This window comes from Nocardia sp. NPDC050413, from assembly GCF_040655475.1.
Lineage (GTDB): Bacteria > Actinomycetota > Actinomycetes > Mycobacteriales > Mycobacteriaceae > Nocardia > Nocardia coubleae.
The window spans coordinates 119418-139809 of the sequence record NZ_JBFAJZ010000010.1 but is presented as its reverse complement, the minus strand read 5'-3'; the positions used below and the strand labels follow the sequence as shown (position 1 = coordinate 139809).

Sequence of the window (20392 nt, the reverse complement as noted above, 5' to 3'; positions counted from 1 at the left end):
GGAAACTTTCGTGAGTACACCTGACACGACTATCGGTCGCGACACCGCGGGCCCGATCCGGCTGATGCTGCGCGACCGCAAGACGGCACCCGGCCCGATCGACGGCGCCTGGTGGCCGCGCACCGACACGCCGATGACCGAGATGCACCAGCTGGTCACCGCGGTCGGACCGCAGATCGGCAAGCTGGCCCAGCTCGGATTCGACTGGACCGCCGACGAATCCGGCGCCGACGAGGCCGCGCGCATCATGCACCTGGTCGGCAGCAACGGCGCGAGCCTCGCGCTGCTCGTCATCCCCGCCTCCACCGAGGCGGCCGCCGCGCGCAGCCAGATGCGCTGGGCCGCGGGCAAGCCCCGTATCCAGGATCCGGCACCGGCCGACACCGCCGCCGACGGACCGCGCACGCTGATGGGCGCGGTCTGAGTCAGCGGTCGCTGGTGTAGGTCGGGTCGAAGTCGCGCGGTGTGCCGCGGCGGCTGAGCAACCGGTCGAACCATTCACCTAGAATGACGCCCGCCGCCAGCGCGCACCCGACGCCGAAGGCGCCGAGAATCTGCCCGAACCCGAGCAGCGTTTCGTCCTCGAGCAGGGCGTACAGCCCTCGGTACACCTTCAGACCGGGCAGCAGCGGCGTGATGCCCGCGGCCGCGACGACCAGCGGCGGAGTGAGCGCGCGCCGCGCCATCAGACCACCGGCCATGCCGATCAGCGTGGCCGCCGCACCCGAGGCGACGACCGGCCCGAACCCGATGTCCTGGACGACGAGGTAGGCCGCGGTGCCGCCCGCACCGCTGAGACCCGCCGCGAACAAGGCCCGCCGCTCGGCGTAACAGGCCATCGCGAACGCGACCGCCGCCACCGCACCGGCACTGAGCTTGAGCGCGAGGAACTCGGTATCGCGACCCGCGTTCGCCGCGATCTCGGGCACCTCGATCCCGAGAATCGTCGAAACCCGCAGGGCCAGACCGATGCCCGCGACGATGCCGCCGGTCATCATCACCACTTCGAGCATGCGGGCCGCGGCGGTGACCGGTGCACCGGTGATGGCGTCCTGTACCGAACCGACCAGTTGCAATCCGGAGAGCAGCACGGTGATCCCCGCCGCGACGATCAGCGCCGCATCGGCTCGCCATTGGTCACTGAACGCGGCCAGCGCTATCGCCGGGGTCGAGGCGATGACGCCGCCGATCATGTTCTGGAAGAATAACGGCAGACCGAGCTGATGCAAGGCCCGGTTCACCAGGTCGATGACGGCGGTCGTGGCGAAACTGATCACCGCGAGCATCACACCGCCGCCGAGCAGCACCGCGATGGCCGCGGCGAGCAGCGACCAGCCCGCCGTCGAGACCCAGCGTGGATACGGGTGCCGGGCGGAGACGATCTCGTCGAGCGCGGCGTGCGCGTTCTCGACCGGAACCACCTGGGTACGGATGCGCCGGGTCAACCGGTCGACGGCGGCGAGGCGGGTGAAGTCGAGCGAGCGGTACTTCACCACCCGCATATCGCTGGCCGGCGGCAGATACGGGCCGCGGTCGGCCCAGATGCGGATGGCGTCGAAGGTGACGTCGATATCGCATTTGTCCAGACCGTAGGTGGAGGCGATGAAGCGCACCTGCGCTGAGGTGTCGCCGACACCGGTACCGGCGGCGAGCACCACCTCACCCACCCGTACCGCCAGATCGAGCACCTGCGACACCTCGGCGTCGTCGGTGAGGTCGATCGGCCGCAGCGGGGTGGGTGCGGCGACGATGTTGTCGGCGGTCGCGCGTTCGAGCGGACGCCAGAACGGGCGGCGCAGGCGCAGACGCGGACGCGATCCGAGGCGTCCGAAGGACGAATCGTCGTCGTCCGCCGTGTGCTCCGCTGTCATACTTCGACCGTAACGGCGTTTCGTGCCGGTTCGCCGTCTCGTCACGAGTTCGTCAACGTGTCGTTCGTAACTCCCCCCGACCTGCTCAGATGTCGTCGATCAGACCCGTGCTGTAGGCGGTGGCGGCCAGGTGCTGCAGGCAGCGTGGTCCGCACCCGTCGTGCTCGGTCAGCACGAAACGGGCCTGCTGGAGCGAAGAGATGGGAGAATCGGCCACGCAGTCGGCATGTGCGGTGCGCCAGTGATGTTCGATATCGCCGGTGACGACCCGTGGCGGCGGGTCCGGCGCGGATGTGTCGGGCAGGGTGTGACGGTAGGGGCCGGCAATGGAGGCGATGACTGTATGAACACCGGGACGGGGAAGGTGATTCAGGAGCGGCGGCGCTTGCTCGGGCTGTCGCAGCCCGCGCTCGCCACCGCCATCGGGGTGAGTTCGCGGCAGATCACCCGGTATGAATCCGAGGAGCAGTCGCCGACCCTTCCGGTCGCGATCCGGTTGGCCGACGCGTTGCGCATCTCGCTGGCGGAACTGGCCGGGATCGTCGACAACCGGGTCGACCTGGCGGGCCGCTGGTGGGCAGCCTGGCAGAAGGCGGCGAAACACGGCGACGAGGTCGAGGTAGCGGAGGTGACGATCCGGCACGAAGGCGACCACCTGCTGCTCGACACCGCCGAAACCGCTGCGGCCGAGGACGATCCGGGGCCGGGTGTGCGCGGTGAGATGCGGGTATGGGACGGCGACGCGATCACCGACTGGGTGCGTGGCATGGATGTCGCCTTCCCGGTCGGCACCATCTACTACTCGCTGCACCCCCAGGGCGCTCATGCGGTGGGCTCGTGGACGACGAAATCGGGCCCCGACGGTGTGGTGCGCGGCTGGAGCGCGCTGGCCAGGGAGAAGTCCGACGCCGAGAAGCTCCTGCTGGAGATGTTGCGCGGCGACGGTGTCGTCGAATCGTGGCCGGGCGCCCGCTCGGACTGAATCCTGCGGCGGATGTCGGCGACGGTCGGACGACCGGTGACGGTCTCGGCGGGCGGTAGTAACAGCAGGTACCGGGTGAGCGCCCCGAATCCCAAGAGGCCGACGGCAATCCACAGGTAGACATCCATGCTTTCCCCTCCGAACGTGTCAGTGCTGCACGGGTGGCGCGGTATGGTTCTGGTGAAGCCGCCAGGGAAAAGTATGGTCACTGTCAAGACCTTTTGGACAGCAAAAAGCGTCTACAAACGTCTACAGTTCTCTACGATGGCTGCATGTCCAGTCGGGGCGAGCAGGGGAGACTCGTAGGCGCGCGGTTGCGGCGGCTGCGGGAAGAAGCCGGATTGTCCTTGGCGGGGTTGGCCACCCGCGTTCCGTACAGCCGGGCCGCGCTCGGTCACTACGAAACCGGCACGCGCGCCGCGCCTTCCGAGGTGATCGACTGGTACGAGCGGGTGCACGCCCAGGCGGTGCCCGCCCTCCCACGCGTGCGGCGCGATCCACGCGCGGCCGACGCGGCCCTCGCCGCCGCTATCGCGCATCGGACCGGCCGTCCCCTCATCGAGATCGGCCGCCCACACCAGGGTGATTCGGGGTACTTCTGTCCGTTCCGGATCGACGGGTTGCTCGAGGGTGAGGCGGCGGGCACCGACGCGGCCACCGCGCTGCGCTCGGCGCTGCGGGCGATCGGCGACGAGCTGGGGCGGGCGGGTAAGCGCTAGCCGCGCACGGCGTCCACCGCTTCGGCGAGCAGGGCCAGGTACCGATCCGGATCCGGCATGGCCGCTCTGTCGGAATGCACGGAGAGCGTGATGGTTTCGCCGAGTCCGTGGATGCCGTGGGTCAGGTGCATGACGGTGCCGAGCGCCGGAAATCCGCCGGTGAACAGGACCGGTGCGCCCGCGAAGGCGAGGTCGGCGGCGCCACGATTCACGCTGGAGACGACGGTGTTGCCGTCGATCGCCTGCGGTGGGGTGTCGAGGTCGGCGCGGGCGACGTCCCGCACCGCGAACAGCGCGGGAACGGTGTCACCGACTCGATCCTGCACGGCGAGAAGCGGATTCAGCGCGCGTTCGCGACGGGTTCGCAGTTCGTCGGCGATCAGTTCGGCACGGACGCGCAGGTCTGGTTCCTCGATGTGCAGGTCGATGGACAGGCTCCGGTAGTTGTTGTGCGCGTCGCTCGGTGCGGGCACTGCCATCGGCAGTGCGGCGCCGAGGCGTTGCGGGGCTCGTCCGTGCTCGGTGAGGTAGGTGGTGAGTGCGCGCGAAATCGCGGTCAGCGCAAGCACTGTCACTGTGACGTGCGGTCGTCGGAGCGCGTCCGCGGGGACGACGAGCATGCGTACCTGATGGTCGAGCGCCGCGACGGGCCGCATCGTGTTGAGCGCACCGGGAGTGAAGCCGGTTGTTGGGGCGGGCACTTCACCGGCGGAGGTGCGCTCGGCGAGTTCCCGATGGGCTCGGCCCGCCGCCAGACCGCGGCGGAACGTCGCGACCAGTTGCTGGGGAAAACGCAGTACCCCAAGCACACTCGGATCCATCCATCCACAGAGTTGTCCCCAGTAATCCACAGGCCGCACCGGTGTTTTCACAGGATCTACTCGGTGTTTCACCGAGTTATCCACAGGCGCACCGGGAAGCCTGTGGACAAACAGGGATCGGGTGAGTGCGGCCGCACGGGTGCCGTCGGCGAGCGCATGGGAGATCTGAACCACCGCGACCAGCGACGGCCCGGTCGACATCGGCGCATCGCGAACGCCACGGAAAACGTGCAGCCGCCAGGGTCGTTCGGTGGCGTCGACGCCGGTGCCCAGAAGTTCGCCGAGCCGGTCGAGCAGAGTGGGCCACGCCAGGCCGTCGGGCCGGTGGGCAATGAATTGCTGGGGAATGAATTCGGCCGGAATCCAGTGCGGATAGTCGAGGTCGCGCGCGGTCTCGCGCAGCCGGCAGCGTAGGCCGGGAATGAGCGCTACGCGTTCGGCAACGGTGGCGCGCAGTTCGTCAGTAGGAGTAGGGGTTTCGGCGAAACAGTAGAGCAGGAACACATCATTGGCGGTGCGGCGCGACAGCCAGAACATCGTCGCGTCGCGCGGGGCCATTCTGGTCACCCGGCCACGATAGGCCACGCCGAGAGAAGGCCCCGAGTCCTATCGACCCGGGGCCCGGACTGCCCGGTTCAGGCGCATTCGCGGTTCAGCCGCGCGCGAACTGTCCCGCGGTGACGTCGGCGAGAAACGCTCGCCACGCTCCTGGTCCGAAGGCCAGCACGGGGCCACGCCCGTGATCCTTGGTGTCGCGGACCGCGATTTCGCCGCCGGTGAGAAAGGCGACTTCCACGCAGTTTCCATCGGGACCGCTGTAGGTGCTCTTGCGCCACACAGCGCCCGTCACATCAACCTCCACAGCACTTGCTCCTTTGCATCAGTGAGAACGGGATAACACCGCCGAATCGGTTCAGCATTTCCGATTTACGGCGCGACCGACGAGTTACTTCGTGGCACCCACAGCACTGCCACCCGGAACGCGCAACCGATCGGCACGAACCAGCGCATGAGGCGTTTCCGCCTCCGGGGGCTGCCCCCGCGGAAGAAACACTAGCAGGTCTTCCGCAAGTTTGCGGATGAGAATTTGCTTTCTCATATCCGTTTGCCAAGCTTGCGAAGGTTCGGGTTTGCGGCGGCATTGCCGGAGCCTCTTACCCATTCCCCACGGGCTTGACACATGCGGATTTACTTCCATGTGATTGGTTCGTGATACGTCACTTTCCTGCCCACCTCACAGGCCACATCAGCACCATCCGACATCGACGTGGATCATGGGGGAATGATCTCCCGTGACCGCGACGCCGCAGGTCGTGCCCGTAACGACCGCCCACGCGACCGACTCGGCCGACCACTGCCGCCCGGCAGTGCCGGAGTCGCCCGAATTCCCGACGATCTCGAGTTGACCCCCCAGCAAACTCTGACCTTCGCCCAGCAACTGCTGGACGACGGATTGGCATTCAACGCACACGAGGTTTTGGAGGCGGCCTGGAAGAACGGGCCGGTTGCCGAGCGGATGCTCTGGCAGGGTCTTGCCCAATATGCCGTCGGCCTGACCCACATCCAGCGCGGCAACACCAAGGGCGCGACTACCCTGCTGCGGCGCGCCTGCGAGCGGCTCGACGCCTACCCGGCGAATGCCCAGCAGCACGATGTCGACCGTGCGGGCCTGATCTCCTACGCCGAACAGCTGCTCGAGGCCATCGAAGGCGGCGCCAAGCTCACCGACGAACAGCTGCGGCCGAGGCTGCGCCGCACGACCGACTAGGATCGGACAGGTGTCCAGTTCACCAGGTGCAGGCCGCTACGCCCCGAGTCCCTCGGGCGAGCTCCACCTGGGCAATCTGCGCACCGCCATCCTGGCCTGGCTCTATGCCCGCACCACCGGGCGCGCGTTCCGGATGCGCATCGACGACCTCGACCGCGTCCGTCCGGGAGCGGCACAACGCCAGCTCGACGACCTCGCCGCCATCGGGCTCGACTGGGACGGGCCGGTCCTGCGTCAATCCGAGCGGCTCGCGGTCTACGAGTCCACGATCGAGGAACTCACCGCGGCCGGGCGCACCTACGAATGTTTCTGCACCAGACGCGAAATCCAGCAGGCCGCCGCCGCACCGCACGGGCCGATGGGCGCCTACCCCGGCACCTGCCGCACCCTCACCGACGCGCAGCGTGCCGCTCGCCGGGCCGAAGGACGTTCACCCGCAGTGCGATTGCGCGCCGACGTGACCGACTACGAGATCACCGACCTGCGCCACGGCCGCTACCGAGGCGCCGTCGACGATCTGGTGCTGCGCCGGGGTGACGGCATCCCCGCCTACAACCTCACCGTCGTGGTCGACGACGCCGCCCAGGGTGTGGATCAAGTGGTGCGCGGCGACGATCTGTTGCCGTCCACCCCGCGCCAGGCCTATCTCGCCGACCTGCTCGGCCTGCCACGGCCTGTCTACGCCCATGTTCCGTTGGTACTCAATACCGAAGGCAAGAGGCTCGCCAAACGCGATGGGGCGGTAAGCCTTTCCGACCAGATCGCGCTCGGCAACACGCCCGGCGACGTGGTGGCGGCGATCGCCGATTCACTCGGATATGCGGCTCGCACAACGGCAGAGCTCCGGCAGGTTTTCGACCCGGCGCGCATCCCGGAGAAACCATGGATACTCGAGCCTATCGGGTTGTTCCAACCAGACCGATGTCCGTAACGTACGCAACGACCGATCTACTGATCACGACGAGGACGAATTTATGACCAGCGGTGGTTACGACCCCAATCAGTACCCGCAGGGCGGTCAGCCCGGCGGCTACGGCCAGGACCCCTACGGCCAGCAGCAGCCGGGTTACGGACAGCAGCAGCCTTACGGTCAGCCGAACCCGGGATACGGCCAGCCGGTGCCCGGTTACGGGCAGGCCGACCCCTACGGCCAGCAGCAGCCCGCCTACGGCCAGCAGCCGTACGGGCAGCCGCAGCCGGGTTACGGCGCCGATCCGTACAACCAGCAGGGGTTCGGTGGCTCGCAGGCCGGTGACCTCGGCACGCGCTTCGGCGCTCGGTTCATCGACGGCCTGATCGTCGGTATTCCGATGGCGATCGTCAACTTCATCCTGCCCGCCAGCATGTTGGTCACCTTCGTGGTCATCCCGATCCTGAGCACCCTGGCGCTCGTCGGCTACAACGTCGCCATGGAGGTGACCCAGGGCGCGACTGTCGGCAAGAAGCTGCTCGGCCTGCGCGTGGTCGCCCCCGGCGGTGCGCCGAAGCTGACCCCTGAGGTTTCCATCAAGCGCAACATCTACCTGGTGCCCTCGGTCATCTACTGCCTCGGCAACCTGGCCACCGCGGGCCTGGGGATCTACATCGCGGTCACCATCAACAACGACCCGAACAAGCAGGGCTGGCACGACAAGTTCGCAGGCGGAACCCAGGTCGTCAAGGGCTGATTCAGCTCCGACCCGCGAAAACACCAAGGGGCGCTTCCGGATCCGGAAGCGCCCCTTGTGTTGTCCGCGAAAGTCAGTAGGTGGACGAAGAATCCATCCCGCCGACCACACCAAGGACCACCACGAAAACGATGTAGAGCAGCCAGAGCACCAGGGAGATGGCACCGATCCAGATGCCGGCCTGCGCCATCCCCTTGCCTTCACCGCCGCGTTCCTTGATCTGGTTGATCGCCATCACACCGAGGATGATGCCGACGATCGAACCGACGCCGCAGCTGCACAGGCCGATCAGCGAGGACACCAGCGCGCCGATGGCGAGGCCGTTCGTGCCCTGCGGCTGCGGGTACCCGCCGTACGGGTTGTAGGCCCCGGCCGCCGGGTATCCGCCGTATTGCGGCTGCTGCGGATACTGCGGCGCGGCAGGCTGCTGATAGTTCGGGTACTGCGGCTGCGACGGCGGCTGCTGCTGCGGGTATTGCGGCGCGGACTGCTGCGGGTTGGACGGGTAGCTCGAAGGCTGCGACGGCGGGGCGGTCGGGTACTGCGGCACCGAACCCGGCGCGCCGGATTCCGGGGACACGCCGGAACCGCCGTACTGCTTCCACCACTCGTCGGAATCGCCGGGATTCGTCATTGCTACAGACTATGGCATGCATCCTCGGAGCGCTGGCGCGCTCGAGGCGGGGGCCCGCATGCCCCTGCTGGGAAGATGTAACCCGTGACTGATGCAAATTCGCTCGACAAACCCGCCGAATCTGGACACCCCGCGCCGGAGCATGCGGCATTCGCCCAGGTAGCGCGGGGGTTCTATCCGGTAATCGTCGCCGTGTTCACCGCGACGCTGATCATCTCCAATATCTGCGCCACCAAGGGCGTGGAGTTCTTCTCCGGCAGTTCGGTCGTGCTCGGCCCGCTGCAGATCCTGCCGATCGCCACCGACGGCGCCTTCTTCCTGTTCCCCCTGGCCTACATCCTGGGCGACGTGCTCAGCGAGGTCTACGGCTTCCGCGCCACTCGCCACGCCATCTACACCGGTTTCGCGGCGCTGCTGCTCACCGTCGGCTGCTTCTTCGTCGCTGTCCGGCTTCCTGCCGCCGGCTTCTACGAGAACCAGGAAGCGTTCCGCACCGTCCTCGGCACCACCCCGCAGCTGGTGCTCGCCGGGCTCGCCGGGTACTTCGTCGGCCAGTTGCTGAACTCGGCGACGCTGGTGTTCATCAAGGAACGCACCAAGGAAAAGCACCTGTGGGCCCGGCTGATCGGGTCGACCGTGGTCGGCGAGTTCGCCGACACCCTGATCTTCTGCTCGATCGCCGCCCCGGCGATCGGCATCGACACCTGGCAGTCGTTCGTCAACTTCGTGATCGTCGGCTTCGTCTGGAAGACCGTGTGCGAGGTGCTCGTCCTCCCGATCACCTACCGCGTCATAGCCATCCTGAAGAAAAAGGAGCCGACCTACGCTCCCGCGAAGGTCGACGCCCTACACGACTGAGCCTGGATAGTTGATCACCACGCTCTGGTGGCGGCATCGGCCGAGAGCCCCACACCACCAGAGCGTGGTGATCGAACGTCCGGCGCCGCCTACTCCCCCGGCGCTTTGATACGGCCCTGCCACTGGCCGAGGAATTCCTTCTTGAACTCGTCGAAGTAGCCGCCTTCGATGCTCGCCCGGATCCGGTCGACCAGGCGGACGGTGAACCGCTCGTTGTGGATGGTGCACAGCGTGGCCGAGAGCATCTCCTTGGCCTTGAACAGGTGATGCAGGTAGGCGCGGGTGTAATGCGCGCAGGTGTAGCAGTCGCAGTTCTCGTCGATGGGGGTGAAATCGCGGCGGAAGCGGCTGGTGTTGATGTTGAACCGGCCCTCGTCGACGTAGATCGCCGCATTGCGCGCCACCCGCGAGGGGTTCACGCAGTCGAAGGTGTCGGCCCCGTTCTCGATGGCGACGAACATGTCCTCGGGCTCGCTGATGCCGAGCATGTGCCTCGGTTTCGCCTCGGGCAGTTCGTCGCAGCACCAGCCGACGATGGTGCCGAGATTGTGCTTCTCCAGCGCACCGCCGATGCCGTACCCGTCGAACTCCGTTCCGCCACTGCCCCGGATGGACTCGAGTTCACGACAGGCCTTGCGACGCAGGTCTTCGTACTGCGCGCCCTGGATCACCGCGAACAGCGCCTGGTAGGGCCGGTGTGTGCGGGCGGCGGTGAGCCGTTCGTGCTCGTCGATGCAGCGTTGCGCCCACTCGTGCGTGCGCTGTAGCGACTTCTCCTGGTAGCCACGGGTATTCATCAGGGTGGTCAGTTCGTCGAAGGCGAACATGATGTCGGCGCCGAGCTGGTGCTGGATGCCCATCGACACCTCGGGGGTGAACCGGTGCTTCGAGCCGTCGAGGTGGGAACGGAAGGTGACACCGTCGTCGTCGACGGTGGCGAGCCGCTCCTTACCCGCCGCGATCACCTGATCGGAGCGCACCCCGACCGCCTCCATCGCGAGCACCTTCTTGAAGCCCACACCCAGCGACATCACCTGGAAACCACCGCTGTCGGTGAAGGTCGGCCCGTTCCAGTTCATGAACTTCCCGAGCCCACCCGCCTCGTCGACGATGTCGGACCCCGGCTGCAGATACAGGTGGTAGGCATTGGCGAGCAGCGCCTGCGCCCCCAACTCCTTCATCGTCTCCGGCAGCACCGCCTTCACCGACGCCTTGGTCCCCACCGGAATGAACGCGGGCGTCGCGATCTCCCCGTGCGGCGTACTGATGACGCCGGTACGCCCGTGCCGGTCCCCGTCGAGACGGGTACCTACCGTGAAGGAGAATTCGCTGCTGTCGGCCACCCGCCCATGGTGCCAGGGCGCTACTGAGCGGCCGCGAACTGGGCGTTGTAGAGGCGGTAGTAGGCGCCTCGCTCCTCTAGCAGGCGTTCGTGGTTGCCGTGCTCGACGATGCGGCCCTTCTCCATCACCACGATCAGGTCCGCGTCGCGGATCGTCGAAAGCCGGTGGGCGATGACGAAACTCGTGCGGTCGCGACGCAGCGCGGCCGTGGCGTGCTGCACCAGCAGTTCGGTGCGGGTGTCGACCGAGCTGGTCGCCTCGTCGAGGATCAGGATCGACGGCTTGGCCAGGAACGCGCGGGCGATGGTGATGAGCTGCTTCTCACCGGCGCTCACCCCGCCGCCTTCCTCGTCGATCACCGTGTCGTAGCCGTCGGGCAGCGAGTGCACGAACCGGTCGACGTAGGCGGCGCGGGCGGCGGCGATGATGTCGTGCTCCGAGGCATTGGGATTGCCGTAGGCGATGTTCTCGCGGATGGTGCCCTGGAACAGCCAGGTGTCCTGCAACACCATGCCGATACGCGAGCGCAGGTGGTCGCGGGTGATGGTGGTGATGTCGACGTCGTCGATGGAGATGGTGCCCGCGTCGATCTCGTAGAAGCGCATCAGCAGGTTCACCAGCGTGGTCTTGCCCGCACCGGTCGGGCCGACGATGGCGATCACATGACCCGGGTCGGCCACCAGCGAAAGCCGTTCGATGACAGGGGTTTCCGGGTCGTAGCCGAAGGACACCGCGTCGAACTCCACCCGGCCGCGGTCGACCGGGCGCGAGTTCTCCACCAGCGGGTCGGGGCTCTGTTCCTCGGCGTCGAGGATCTCGAAGATCCGCTCGGCCGAGGCCACTCCGGACTGCAGCAGGTTGGCCATGGCGCCGATCTGGGTGAGCGGCTGGCTGAACTGGCGCGAGTACTGGATGAAGGCCTGCACCTCACCGAGCGAGAGATTGCCGGTGGCCACCCGCAGGCCGCCGACCAGCGCGATGAACACGAAGTTCACGTTTCCGAGGAACATGATCGCGGGCATGATGAGGCCGGAGATGAACTGCGCCTTGAAGCTGGCGTTGTAGAGCTTGTCGTTGCGCTCGTCGAACTCCCGGCCGACCTCGCGACTGCGGCCGAACGCGGTGATGATCTCGTGGCCGGTGTAGGCCTCCTCCACCGAGGAGTTCACCTCACCGGTGAATTTCCACTGGTTCACGAAGTGCGGCTTGGACCGTTTGGCGATCTGCGCGGTGACAACGATGGCCGCGGGCACCGTGAGCAGGGCGATCAGCGCCAGCAGCGGCGAGATCCAGAACATCATGATCAGGATGCCGACCACGGTGAACAGCGAGACGAGCAGCTGGCTCATGGTCTGCTGCAGGCTCTGGGAGACATTGTCGACGTCGTTGGTGACGCGGCTGAGCACGTCGCCGCGCGGTGCGGTGTCGAAGTAGCGCAGCGGCAGGCGGTGCAGCTTGTTCTCCACGTCGTCGCGCAGGCGTTTGACCGTGCGGTTGATGACGACGTTGAGCAGATAACCCTGCAGCCAGCCGAACACCGCGGCGACCACGTAGAGCACGAGCACCAGCGTGAGCACCCGGCCGACCGCACCGAAATCGATACCGGTGCCAGGGATCACGTTCATGGCCGAGAGCATGTCGGCGCGGGTGTTCTCCCCGCGCTGACGCAGCATCTCGACGGTCTCGTCCTTGCTCAGCCCCGCCGGGAGCTGCTTACCGACGAACCCGTCGAACACCAGGTTGGTCGCCTTGCCGAGCAACCACGGGCCGAGCGTGTTGAGCACCACCGAGGTGACGACGAGCGCGATGATGACCGCGACGGAGAACTTCTCCGGCGCGAGCCTGCGCAGCAGCCGCTTCAGCGACGGAACGAACGATTTCGGTTTCGTACCCGGGGCGCCGGGGACGGGCGCACCCGGCCTCATCGAGCCTCCTCCACACTGAGCTGGGACTCGACGATCTCGCGGTACTCCGGGCACCGCTGCATCAGTTCGTCATGGGTGCCGAGACCTGCCATCGCGCCGTCCTCGAGGACGACGATCTGGTCGGCGTCGCGAATGGTCTGGATCCGCTGGGCCACGATGATCACCGACGCGTCGGCGGTCTCGGGTTTCAGCGCCGCGCGCAACCGGGCGTCGGTCGCCACGTCGAGCGCGGAGAACGAATCGTCGAACAGGTAGATGCGCGGCTTGCGCACCAGCGCGCGGGCGATGCACAGGCGCTGCCGCTGCCCGCCCGACACCGTCGTCCCGCCCTGGGCGACCGGAGTGTCGAGGCCCTGCGGCATCTCGCGCACGAAGTCGGCCGCCTGGGCCACCTCGAGCGCGTGCCAGAGCTCGTCGTCGGTGGCGTCGGGTTTGCCGTAACGCAGGTTGCTCGCGACGGTTCCGGAGAACAGGTACGCCTTCTGCGGAACCAATCCGATTCCGCCGCGCAGGGTTTCGAGGTCCAGGTGCCGCACGTCGGTGCCGCCCACGTACACCGCGCCGTCGGTGACATCGATCAGGCGCGGGATCAGATTGACCAGCGTTGTCTTGCCCGCACCGGTGGAACCGACCACGGCCGTTGTCGTTCCGGGTGCGACCTGGAAGCGGATGGCTCGCAGCACCGGCTTCTCCGCACCGGGGAAGGCGAATTCGGCGAACTGCACGTCCACGGTCGCCGAATCGCCCGCGAAGGGCTGCGGCAGGCGCGGCGGCCGCACCGAGGACTCGGTCTCGAGCACCGCGCCGATCCGGTCGGCCGAGACCGCCGCGCGCGGGGCCATCATCGCCAGGAACGAGGCCATCATCACGGCCATCAGGATCTGCATGATGTAGGACAGCATCGCGGTGAGCGAGCCGATCTGCATGGTGCCGTCGTCGACGTGATGCCCGCCGAACCAGATCACCCCGACGGCGGTGACATTGGAGATGAGCATGACGATCGGGAACATCAGCGCCATCAGCTTGCCCACGCGCAGCGAGGCGTCGGTGAGCGAGGTGTTGGCCATCCCGAAGCGCCAGATCTCCTGACGTTCGCGCACGAACGCGCGGATCACCCGGATACCGGTGATCTGCTCGCGCAGCACCCGGTTCACTCCGTCGATACGTTCCTGCATCTGCCGGAAGCCGGGCACCATCTTCGCGACGACCAGCCCCATGCTCAGCGCCAGCGCGGGCACCGCGATGAGCAGCAGCCACGAGAGCCCGGCGTCTTCGCGCACCGCCATGATGATGCCGCCGACGCACATGATCGGTGCCATCACCAGAATCGTCACCGACATCACGATGAGCAGCTGCACCTGCTGGATGTCGTTGGTGGAGCGGGTGATGAGCGAGGGCGCGCCGAACAGGCCGACCTCGCGCGCGGAGAACGTCTCGACCCGGTGCAGCACCGCGCCGCGCATGTCCCGGCCCGCGCCCATCGCCGCCTGCGCACCGAAGTACACCGAGGCCGACGAGGCGATGATCTGCACGCAGCTCACCGCGAGCATCCACAGGCCGGTGGTCCAGATGTAGCCGATGTCGCCCCTGGTGATGCCGTTGTCGATGAGGTCGGCGTTGAGGCTCGGCAGGTAGAGCATCGCGATGACCGAGACCAGCTGGAGCACGAGGACCCCGGCCAGCTGGGCGCGGTACGGGGCCAGGTAGGTCCGCAGCAGGGTGATCAACATGATGGACGCAGGCTACCGCGTGCGGCGAGGCCGCGCCCCCGGGTTATCCAGGCGTTTCACCAGGCCTGTGGATAAACCCGAGCCTGTGGATAAATCACGCGTCGGCGGGAGTGCGCGGCTCACGCCGCGCCCAGGCGCCGGGATCCGCGATCAACTCATCGATGAAACCGGGCAGTCGGTCGGCGGCGATATCGGCGATCGACACGTTCTCGAGCACGGCCCGGATATTCACCCGCAGCGCGATCCACACCCGCTGCAGCGGCTCGGCCGCACCGGGGTAACGCACGTCCTCGGGACGCTGCCCGCGCACCGAGGCCAGTGGCGACTCCACGCCACGGATCACATCGGCCACCGAGATCTCCTCGGCGGGCCTGCCGAGGCGGTACCCGCCGTCCGGTCCGCGCCTGCTGCGCACCAGTTCGGCGCGACGCAGCTCGGCGAGCACGGTCTCGAGGACCTTCGGCGGGATCTGCGCCGCGGCGGCGATGGCCTCGGCCTTCACGACCCCGTCGGCCGCGGCGAGCTCGAGCAACGTTCGCACCGCGTAATCGACCCTTGCGGTGATATGCACGGCCTCGAACCTACGCGGTCGCGCCGCCGGCCAGCACGGCGGTCGCCGCGTCGAGCAGCGTCTGCTCGACGAGCGCGTCGGTGGCTCCCGGCGCCAGCTCGATCGACAGCAGCGCCACCCCGAGCACCTCGATGGCACCGGCCGCGCGCAGCATCGACTCCGGCGTGGGATTCGGTCCGGACAGCCAGGTCCGCAGCTCGCGAGTGGGTTCCATGAGATCCGGGTAGCGGTCGGCGATGGCGTTGACGATGGCGGCGGTGTCGCGCACACACAGCGCGCCCGCGTCGCGGTGGCGGATCATGCCGCGCAGATAGGTGCGCAGGACGGCGCGGATGCCCTCGCTGTCGTAGGGGACGGCGTCGATATCGGTGACGATGTCGCGCATGTGATCGATGATCGGGTCGATGATCGCCAGCAGCAGATCGAGTTTCGACGCGTAGTGGTAGTACAGCGACGCCTTTGTGATTCCCACCATATCGGCGACTTCGCGCAGACTCGTCTGCTCGAAGCCTTTCGCGGCGAACAGCCGGAGCGCGGCATCACGAATCGCCTGTTTAGTGCCTCCACCTGCGGTAACGGTGTCGGCGGTGTCCCGGGCAGCCATGTCGCAATCCTCCCATGAATCGTTGGTGATCTATCCGGCGCCCATAAAATTGAGGTTGCCCCTCCGCTTACGCCGTCGGTAGTCTACCTACCGCACGGTAGACAAATCATTCGCGATGTGGAGGCGGGGACACGTGTCCGTATACCTGTACCGATGGGGAAAGTTCGCTTTCCGCCGTAAATGGATAGTGTTGCCGGTCTGGCTACTGCTGTTCGTGCTGCTCGGCGGGCTCGGCGCCACCCTCAGCAAGCCGATGAGCAACGACTTCAGCATGCCCGAGCTGCCCTCGGCTCGCGCCAACGAAATCCTCGACAAGCACTTCCCCGGCATGTCCGAACAGTTCAAGTTCGACGCCGTGGCAGGCACGTACGTGATCGCCGCGCCGGAGGGCCGGCAGCTCACCGACCCGGCCAACCGTGCCGCGATCGAAGCGTTCATCGGCAAGCTCGGTGAACTGCCGATCGTCGACAAGACCAAGCCGCTGGCCAACCCGATCGAGATGACCGACAAGATGGGCTGCCTGAGCAACCCTGACCCGTCGACCTGCTCGGGCGCCCCACTCAACGTGCTCAACGAAACCGCGCCGAAGACCGTCGCCACCCTCAACGTGCCGTTCACCATCGAGAACGTCACCGACGTGACCGACGCCGAGCGCGACGCCGCCTTCGAGGTCGGCGCCGATGCCCGCAACGCCGGCCTGACCGTCGAACTCAGCGGTTCCATCGCGATGAAGCAGGAACAGCCGAGCGGCAAGTCCGAGCTCATCGGTATGGGCGTCGCCCTGATCGTCATGGTGATCGCCTTCGGTGCCATCGTCGCCGCGGTCGTCCCGATCGTCACCGCCATCGTCGGCCTCGGCGCCGCGACCTCGACGATCATGCTCGGCACCTCCTTCATGGAAGTGCCCGGCTTCACCACCTTCCTAGCCTCGATGATCGGTATCGCGCTGTCGATCGACTACGCGCTGTTCATCGTCTCGCGCTACAAACACGAACTGTCCGTGCGTGATTCGGCCGAGGAAGCCGCCGGTACCGCGCTGGGCACCGCCGGTTCGGCCGTGGTGTTCGCCGGTCTCACCGTCATCATCGCGCTCGGCGCGCTGAGCATCGTCGGCGTGGAGTTCCTGACCTTCATGGGTCTCGGTGGCGCCATCGCCGCCGCGTTCGCGGTGCTCACCGCCGTCACCCTGATGCCCGCCCTGATGGGCGCCTTCGGTAAGGCCCTGTTCAAGCCGAAGCTGCCGCTGGTGGCCCAGCACGATCCCGAGGACGACAGCTCGGTCACCAACGGCCAGCGTTTCGCCCGCCTGATCGGCAAGGCGCCGTGGGTCGCCCTGATCCTGTCGGTGGTCGTGCTCGGTGCGCTCGCCGCACCCGCCGCGGGCCTGAACCTCGGCCTGCCCGGCGAGGACAGCCTGCCCAAGACCTCGACCGTGCGTAAGGCCTACGACCTGCGCACCGAGGGCTTCGGTGAGGGCAGCAACGGTGTGCTCATGGTCGTCGCCGACCTGAGCGCCACGCCCGAGGGTCAGCGTGAGGCGGCGCTCGGCGCGCTGCGCGACAAGCTCGCCTCCTACGAGGGCATGGACTACGTCACCGAGCCGCAGTGGAGCGAGGACAAGCAGGGCGCCATGCTCAACGGCGTCCCGGTGTCCGGTCCGAACAACCAGGAGACCAAGGATCTGGTGCAGTCGGCGCGCGGCGCCGAGGCCGAGCTGCAGGCCCAGTACGGCATGCAGTACGGCATCACCGGTACCACCGCGATCTACGCCGATGTCGACCACGCGCTGCTCAGCAAGATCGTGCCGTACCTGGCGATCGTCGCCGGTGCCGCGTTCATCCTGCTGATCCTGGTGTTCCGCTCGATCCTGGTCCCGCTCACCGCGGCGCTCGGGTTCCTGCTGTCGATGGCTGCCACCTTCGGTGCCACCGTGCTGATCTTCCAGGAGGGCACCTTCGGGCTGATCGAGGATCCACAGCCGCTGGTCAGCTTCCTGCCGATCATGTTGATCGGCTTGGTGTTCGGTCTCGCGATGGACTACCAGGTGTTCCTGGTGACCCGCATGCGTGAGGAATTCGTGCACGGCCGTTCGCCGAAGGAAGCCATGGTCGCCGGTTACCACCACGGCGCCCGCGTGGTCACCTCGGCCGCGATCATCATGATCTCGGTGTTCGGCTCCTTCATCATGGAAACCGACGTCACCGCGAAGTCGTTCGGTTTCGCACTGGCCGCCGGTGTCGCCATCGACGCCTTCGTGGTCCGCATGGTGATCGTGCCCGCGCTGCTGGTGATCATGGGCAAGTGGGCCTGGTGGATGCCGAAGTGGCTCGACCGCATCGTTCCCGATATCGACGTCGAGGGCGCCAAGCTCGAGCAGCTGCGCAACTCGGGTACCGAGACGGTGAAGCACCCGGTCGCCGTCGGCTGACCGTAATCCCTGACACGACCCCGCGATCCGCCCCATGGATCGCGGGGTCGTCGCATGTGCGGGCCCGGTTGCTTGATATCGCGGTATCGCGGCAGCAGACTCAGGACTAGTTCGACCCGGCTCTACCTCCACGTTCTGCACCGAATCACCGAGGAGAAACCCGTGTCCGTCTATCTGTACCGGTGGGGAAAGCTGGCCTTTCGCCGCAAATGGATCGTGCTCCCCGTCTGGTTACTCTGCTTCATGGTGCTCGGCGGACTCGGTGCCCAGCTGCAGAAGCCGATGACCGACGACTTCAGCATGCCGAACCTGCCGTCGGAGCGAGCCACCGAAATCCTCGACAAACACTTCCCGGGTATGTCGGAGGCGTTCGCGTTCGACGCGGTCACCGGCACCTACGTCGTGGGCGCGCCCGCAGGCCAGAAGCTCACCGACCCGGCCAATCGCGAGGCCGTCGCGGCGATGATCGAGCGGCTCGAGCAGTTGCCGATCGTCGATCACACCGAACCGATCGTCGACCCGATCACGGCCACCGAGGAAATGGATTGCCTTACCGCGCAACCTGATCCGTCGACCTGCAGTGGTGCGCCGCTCAATGTGCTGAACGAATCGGCACCCGACACCGTCGCCTACTTCAGCGTCCCGTTCACCATCAAAGAGTTCGCCGATGTGAAACCCGAGGACCGCGAGGCCGCCTACGCCGTGGGCGACGACGCCCGCGCCGCCGGGCTCACGGTGGAGATGAGCGGCAGCCTGCCCATGGAGCAGGAGATGCCGAGCGGCAAGTCCGAGATGATCGGTATGGCCGTTGCCCTGGTGGTGATGATCGTGGCGTTCGGCGCGATCGTCGCGGCCTTCGTGCCGATCATCACCGCCATCGTCGGGCTCGGCGCCGCGACCTCGCTGATCTTCCTGTCCACCACGGTGCTCGAGATCCCGAGCTTCACGACATTCCTCGCCTCGATGATCGGTATCGCGCTGTCGATCGACTACGCGCTGTTCATCGTCTCCCGCTACAAACACGAACTGACCGTGCAGGATTCGGCCGAGGAAGCCGCCGGTACCGCGCTCGGTACGGCGGGCTCGGCGGTGGTGTTCGCCGGTCTCACCGTGATCATCGCGCTCGCCGGGCTGGCCATCGTCGGTGTCCGGTTCCTGACGTTCATGGGTCTCGGTGGTGCGGTGGCGGCCGCGTTCGCCGTGCTCACCGCGATCACCCTCATGCCCGCGCTGCTCGGTGCGTTCGGCAAGGCCCTGTTCAAGCCGAAGCTGCCGCTGATCGCCCAGCACGATCCCGAGGACGACAGCGTCGTCACCAACGGCACCCGCGTCGCCCGGGTGATCGCCAAGTTCCCCGCGGTGACGATGATCCTGGCCATCGTGGTGCTCGGCCTGCTCGCCGCGCCCGCGCTGAACCTGAATCTCGGCCTGCCCGGGGAGGACAGCCTGCCCAAGTCGACCACCGTGCGTAAGGCCTACGACCTGCGCACCGAGGGTTTCGGTGAGGGCAGCAACGGTGTGTTGCAGGTGGCCGTCGACCTGGCCGACACCCCTGCCGATCAGCGACCGGCCGCGCTGAACGCCTTGCGCGACAAGCTCATGTCCTACCCCGACATGGAACTGGTCACCGAACCGCAGTTGAGCTCCGACGGCGCGGGCGCCCTCATCAACGGCATTCCCAAGGCCGGACCCAACGATCAGTCGACCAAGGATCTGGTGCAGTCGGCACGCGATGCCGAGGCCGCGCTGCACGAGCAGTACCAGATGTCGTACGGCATCACGGGAACCACCGCGATCTACGCCGATATCGATCACGTGTTGTTGAGCAAGATCGTGCCGTACATGGCGATCGTCGCGGGCGCCGCGTTCATCCTGCTGATCTTGGTGTTCCGCTCGATCCTGGTGCCGCTCACGGCCGCGCTCGGGTTCCTGTTGTCGATGGCGGCGACGTTCGGCGCGACCGTGCTGGTCTTCCAGGAGGGCAAGCTCGGGCTGATCTCGGACCCGCATCCGCTGGTGAGCTTCCTGCCGATCATGTTGATCGGCTTGGTGTTCGGGCTCGCGATGGACTACCAGGTGTTCCTGGTGACCCGCATGCGCGAGGAGTACGTGCACGGCTCCGAACCGACCGAGGCGGTGGTGAAGGGTTACCACCACGGCGCGCGCGTGGTCACCTCGGCGGCGATCATCATGATCTCGGTGTTCGGTTCGTTCCTGCTCGAATCCGATGTCACCGCGAAGTCGATGGGCTTCGCGCTGGCGGCGGGCGTCGCGCTCGACGCGTTCGTCGTGCGCATGGTGCTCATCCCCGCTCTGCTTGTGCTGCTGGGCAAATGGGCGTGGTGGATGCCCGCCTGGCTGGACAGGATCGTCCCCGATATCGATGTGGAGGGTTCCAAGCTGCGCGAGATCCACCGCAACGACCGCGAGATGGCGGCCGCGGAATTGTGAGACCCGGGCCGGGCACTCGT

The 20392-nt window shown here is 66.9% G+C and carries 19 protein-coding genes; 9 read left to right on the top strand and 10 right to left on the bottom strand.

The window, feature by feature from the left end; all coding sequences use genetic code 11:
* Positions 1-10 precede the first annotated feature (10 nt).
* Complete coding sequence (locus AB0I19_RS22660; RefSeq protein ID WP_357150913.1) at positions 11-424, top strand: DUF5994 family protein; 414 nt, start codon at positions 11-13, stop codon at positions 422-424.
* 1 nt (position 425) lies between these two features.
* Here the strand turns inward: AB0I19_RS22660 and AB0I19_RS22655 are convergent, their stop codons facing one another.
* Both AB0I19_RS22655 and AB0I19_RS22650 read right to left on the bottom strand, forming a co-directional pair.
* The gene (locus AB0I19_RS22655) at positions 426-1871 is read right to left on the bottom strand and encodes a threonine/serine exporter family protein (protein WP_357150911.1); all 1446 of its coding nucleotides are present in this window, start codon (positions 1869-1871) and stop codon (positions 426-428) included.
* A gap of 85 nt (positions 1872-1956) precedes the next feature.
* Entirely contained in the window at positions 1957-2088 is a 132-nt protein-coding gene (locus AB0I19_RS22650) for a hypothetical protein (protein ID WP_255284036.1), read from the bottom strand.
* 126 nt (positions 2089-2214) lie between these two features.
* Here AB0I19_RS22650 and AB0I19_RS22645 point away from each other — a divergent pair, with 126 nt between their 5' ends.
* Positions 2215-2853, top strand: coding sequence for a helix-turn-helix transcriptional regulator (locus tag AB0I19_RS22645; RefSeq protein WP_357150909.1), 639 nt, complete (start codon positions 2215-2217; stop codon positions 2851-2853).
* Between the two features lie 272 nt (positions 2854-3125).
* On the top strand, positions 3126-3572 hold the full coding sequence (locus AB0I19_RS22640) for a helix-turn-helix transcriptional regulator (protein ID WP_357150907.1): 447 nt from the start codon (positions 3126-3128) through the stop codon (positions 3570-3572).
* On the opposite strand, the gene AB0I19_RS22635 is transcribed toward AB0I19_RS22640, so the two are convergent.
* The gene (locus AB0I19_RS22635) at positions 3569-4960 is read right to left on the bottom strand and encodes a hypothetical protein (protein ID WP_357150905.1); all 1392 of its coding nucleotides are present in this window, start codon (positions 4958-4960) and stop codon (positions 3569-3571) included. The genes AB0I19_RS22640 and AB0I19_RS22635 overlap by 4 nt on opposite strands.
* Positions 4961-5045: 85 nt before the next feature.
* A complete protein-coding gene (locus AB0I19_RS22630) occupies positions 5046-5255 on the bottom strand; it encodes a DUF397 domain-containing protein (RefSeq protein WP_067494664.1) in 210 nt (69 codons plus the stop codon).
* Between the two features lie 420 nt (positions 5256-5675).
* Here AB0I19_RS22630 and AB0I19_RS22625 point away from each other — a divergent pair, with 420 nt between their 5' ends.
* The 3 genes from AB0I19_RS22625 to AB0I19_RS22615 are packed head-to-tail and all read left to right on the top strand — an operon-like array spanning position 5676 to position 7828.
* Positions 5676-6161 (top strand): DUF309 domain-containing protein, encoded by a 486-nt coding sequence (locus AB0I19_RS22625; RefSeq protein WP_357150903.1) that lies wholly within the window; start codon positions 5676-5678, stop codon positions 6159-6161.
* Positions 6162-6171: 10 nt separating this feature from the next.
* Positions 6172-7092, top strand: a complete 921-nt coding sequence (gluQRS, locus tag AB0I19_RS22620) for a tRNA glutamyl-Q(34) synthetase GluQRS (protein ID WP_357150901.1) — start codon at positions 6172-6174, stop codon at positions 7090-7092.
* A gap of 43 nt (positions 7093-7135) precedes the next feature.
* Positions 7136-7828, top strand: coding sequence for an RDD family protein (locus tag AB0I19_RS22615; RefSeq protein ID WP_357150899.1), 693 nt, complete (start codon positions 7136-7138; stop codon positions 7826-7828).
* A gap of 73 nt (positions 7829-7901) precedes the next feature.
* On the opposite strand, the gene AB0I19_RS22610 is transcribed toward AB0I19_RS22615, so the two are convergent.
* Complete coding sequence (locus tag AB0I19_RS22610; RefSeq protein ID WP_067640330.1) at positions 7902-8462, bottom strand: DUF4190 domain-containing protein; 561 nt, start codon at positions 8460-8462, stop codon at positions 7902-7904.
* Between the two features lie 84 nt (positions 8463-8546).
* Here AB0I19_RS22610 and AB0I19_RS22605 point away from each other — a divergent pair, with 84 nt between their 5' ends.
* Positions 8547-9320: a queuosine precursor transporter gene (locus AB0I19_RS22605; protein ID WP_067640328.1), complete on the top strand. Its 774-nt coding sequence runs from the start codon at positions 8547-8549 to the stop codon at positions 9318-9320.
* Between the two features lie 89 nt (positions 9321-9409).
* On the opposite strand, the gene tgt is transcribed toward AB0I19_RS22605, so the two are convergent.
* From tgt to AB0I19_RS22580, 5 genes are all read right to left on the bottom strand, one after another.
* Positions 9410-10663, bottom strand: a complete 1254-nt coding sequence (gene tgt, locus AB0I19_RS22600; RefSeq protein ID WP_357150897.1) for a tRNA guanosine(34) transglycosylase Tgt — start codon at positions 10661-10663, stop codon at positions 9410-9412.
* 20 nt (positions 10664-10683) lie between these two features.
* Positions 10684-12588 (bottom strand): ABC transporter ATP-binding protein, encoded by a 1905-nt coding sequence (locus AB0I19_RS22595; RefSeq protein ID WP_357150895.1) that lies wholly within the window; start codon positions 12586-12588, stop codon positions 10684-10686.
* A complete protein-coding gene (locus AB0I19_RS22590; RefSeq protein ID WP_357150893.1) occupies positions 12585-14318 on the bottom strand; it encodes an ABC transporter ATP-binding protein in 1734 nt (577 codons plus the stop codon). The genes AB0I19_RS22595 and AB0I19_RS22590 overlap by 4 nt, the downstream gene beginning before the upstream one ends.
* A 94-nt stretch (positions 14319-14412) precedes the next feature.
* On the bottom strand, positions 14413-14889 hold the full coding sequence (locus tag AB0I19_RS22585; RefSeq protein ID WP_067494693.1) for an Rrf2 family transcriptional regulator: 477 nt from the start codon (positions 14887-14889) through the stop codon (positions 14413-14415).
* 10 nt (positions 14890-14899) lie between these two features.
* The gene (locus AB0I19_RS22580) at positions 14900-15493 is read right to left on the bottom strand and encodes a TetR/AcrR family transcriptional regulator (RefSeq protein ID WP_067494697.1); all 594 of its coding nucleotides are present in this window, start codon (positions 15491-15493) and stop codon (positions 14900-14902) included.
* Positions 15494-15626: 133 nt separating this feature from the next.
* On the opposite strand from AB0I19_RS22580, the gene AB0I19_RS22575 reads away from it, so the two are divergent.
* Complete coding sequence (locus AB0I19_RS22575) at positions 15627-17921, top strand: MMPL family transporter (protein ID WP_357150891.1); 2295 nt, start codon at positions 15627-15629, stop codon at positions 17919-17921.
* A gap of 162 nt (positions 17922-18083) precedes the next feature.
* Positions 18084-20372: an MMPL family transporter gene (locus AB0I19_RS22570; RefSeq protein WP_357150889.1), complete on the top strand. Its 2289-nt coding sequence runs from the start codon at positions 18084-18086 to the stop codon at positions 20370-20372.
* Positions 20373-20392 lie beyond the last annotated feature (20 nt).

Bases quoted from the DNA above. Each gene is read 5' to 3' on its own strand.
- AB0I19_RS22645 (WP_357150909.1), top strand. From the start codon at position 2,215: ATGAACACCGGGACGGGGAAGGTGATTCAGGAGCGGCGGCGCTTGCTC.
- AB0I19_RS22610 (WP_067640330.1), bottom strand. From the start codon at position 8,462: ATGACGAATCCCGGCGATTCCGACGAGTGGTGGAAGCAGTACGGCGGT.
- AB0I19_RS22625 (WP_357150903.1), top strand. From the start codon at position 5,676: ATGATCTCCCGTGACCGCGACGCCGCAGGTCGTGCCCGTAACGACCGC.
- AB0I19_RS22595 (WP_357150895.1), bottom strand. From the start codon at position 12,588: ATGAGGCCGGGTGCGCCCGTCCCCGGCGCCCCGGGTACGAAACCGAAA.
- AB0I19_RS22580 (WP_067494697.1), bottom strand. From the start codon at position 15,493: ATGGCTGCCCGGGACACCGCCGACACCGTTACCGCAGGTGGAGGCACT.
- AB0I19_RS22590 (WP_357150893.1), bottom strand. From the start codon at position 14,318: ATGTTGATCACCCTGCTGCGGACCTACCTGGCCCCGTACCGCGCCCAG.
- AB0I19_RS22615 (WP_357150899.1), top strand. From the start codon at position 7,136: ATGACCAGCGGTGGTTACGACCCCAATCAGTACCCGCAGGGCGGTCAG.
- AB0I19_RS22640 (WP_357150907.1), top strand. From the start codon at position 3,126: ATGTCCAGTCGGGGCGAGCAGGGGAGACTCGTAGGCGCGCGGTTGCGG.
- AB0I19_RS22655 (WP_357150911.1), bottom strand. From the start codon at position 1,871: ATGACAGCGGAGCACACGGCGGACGACGACGATTCGTCCTTCGGACGC.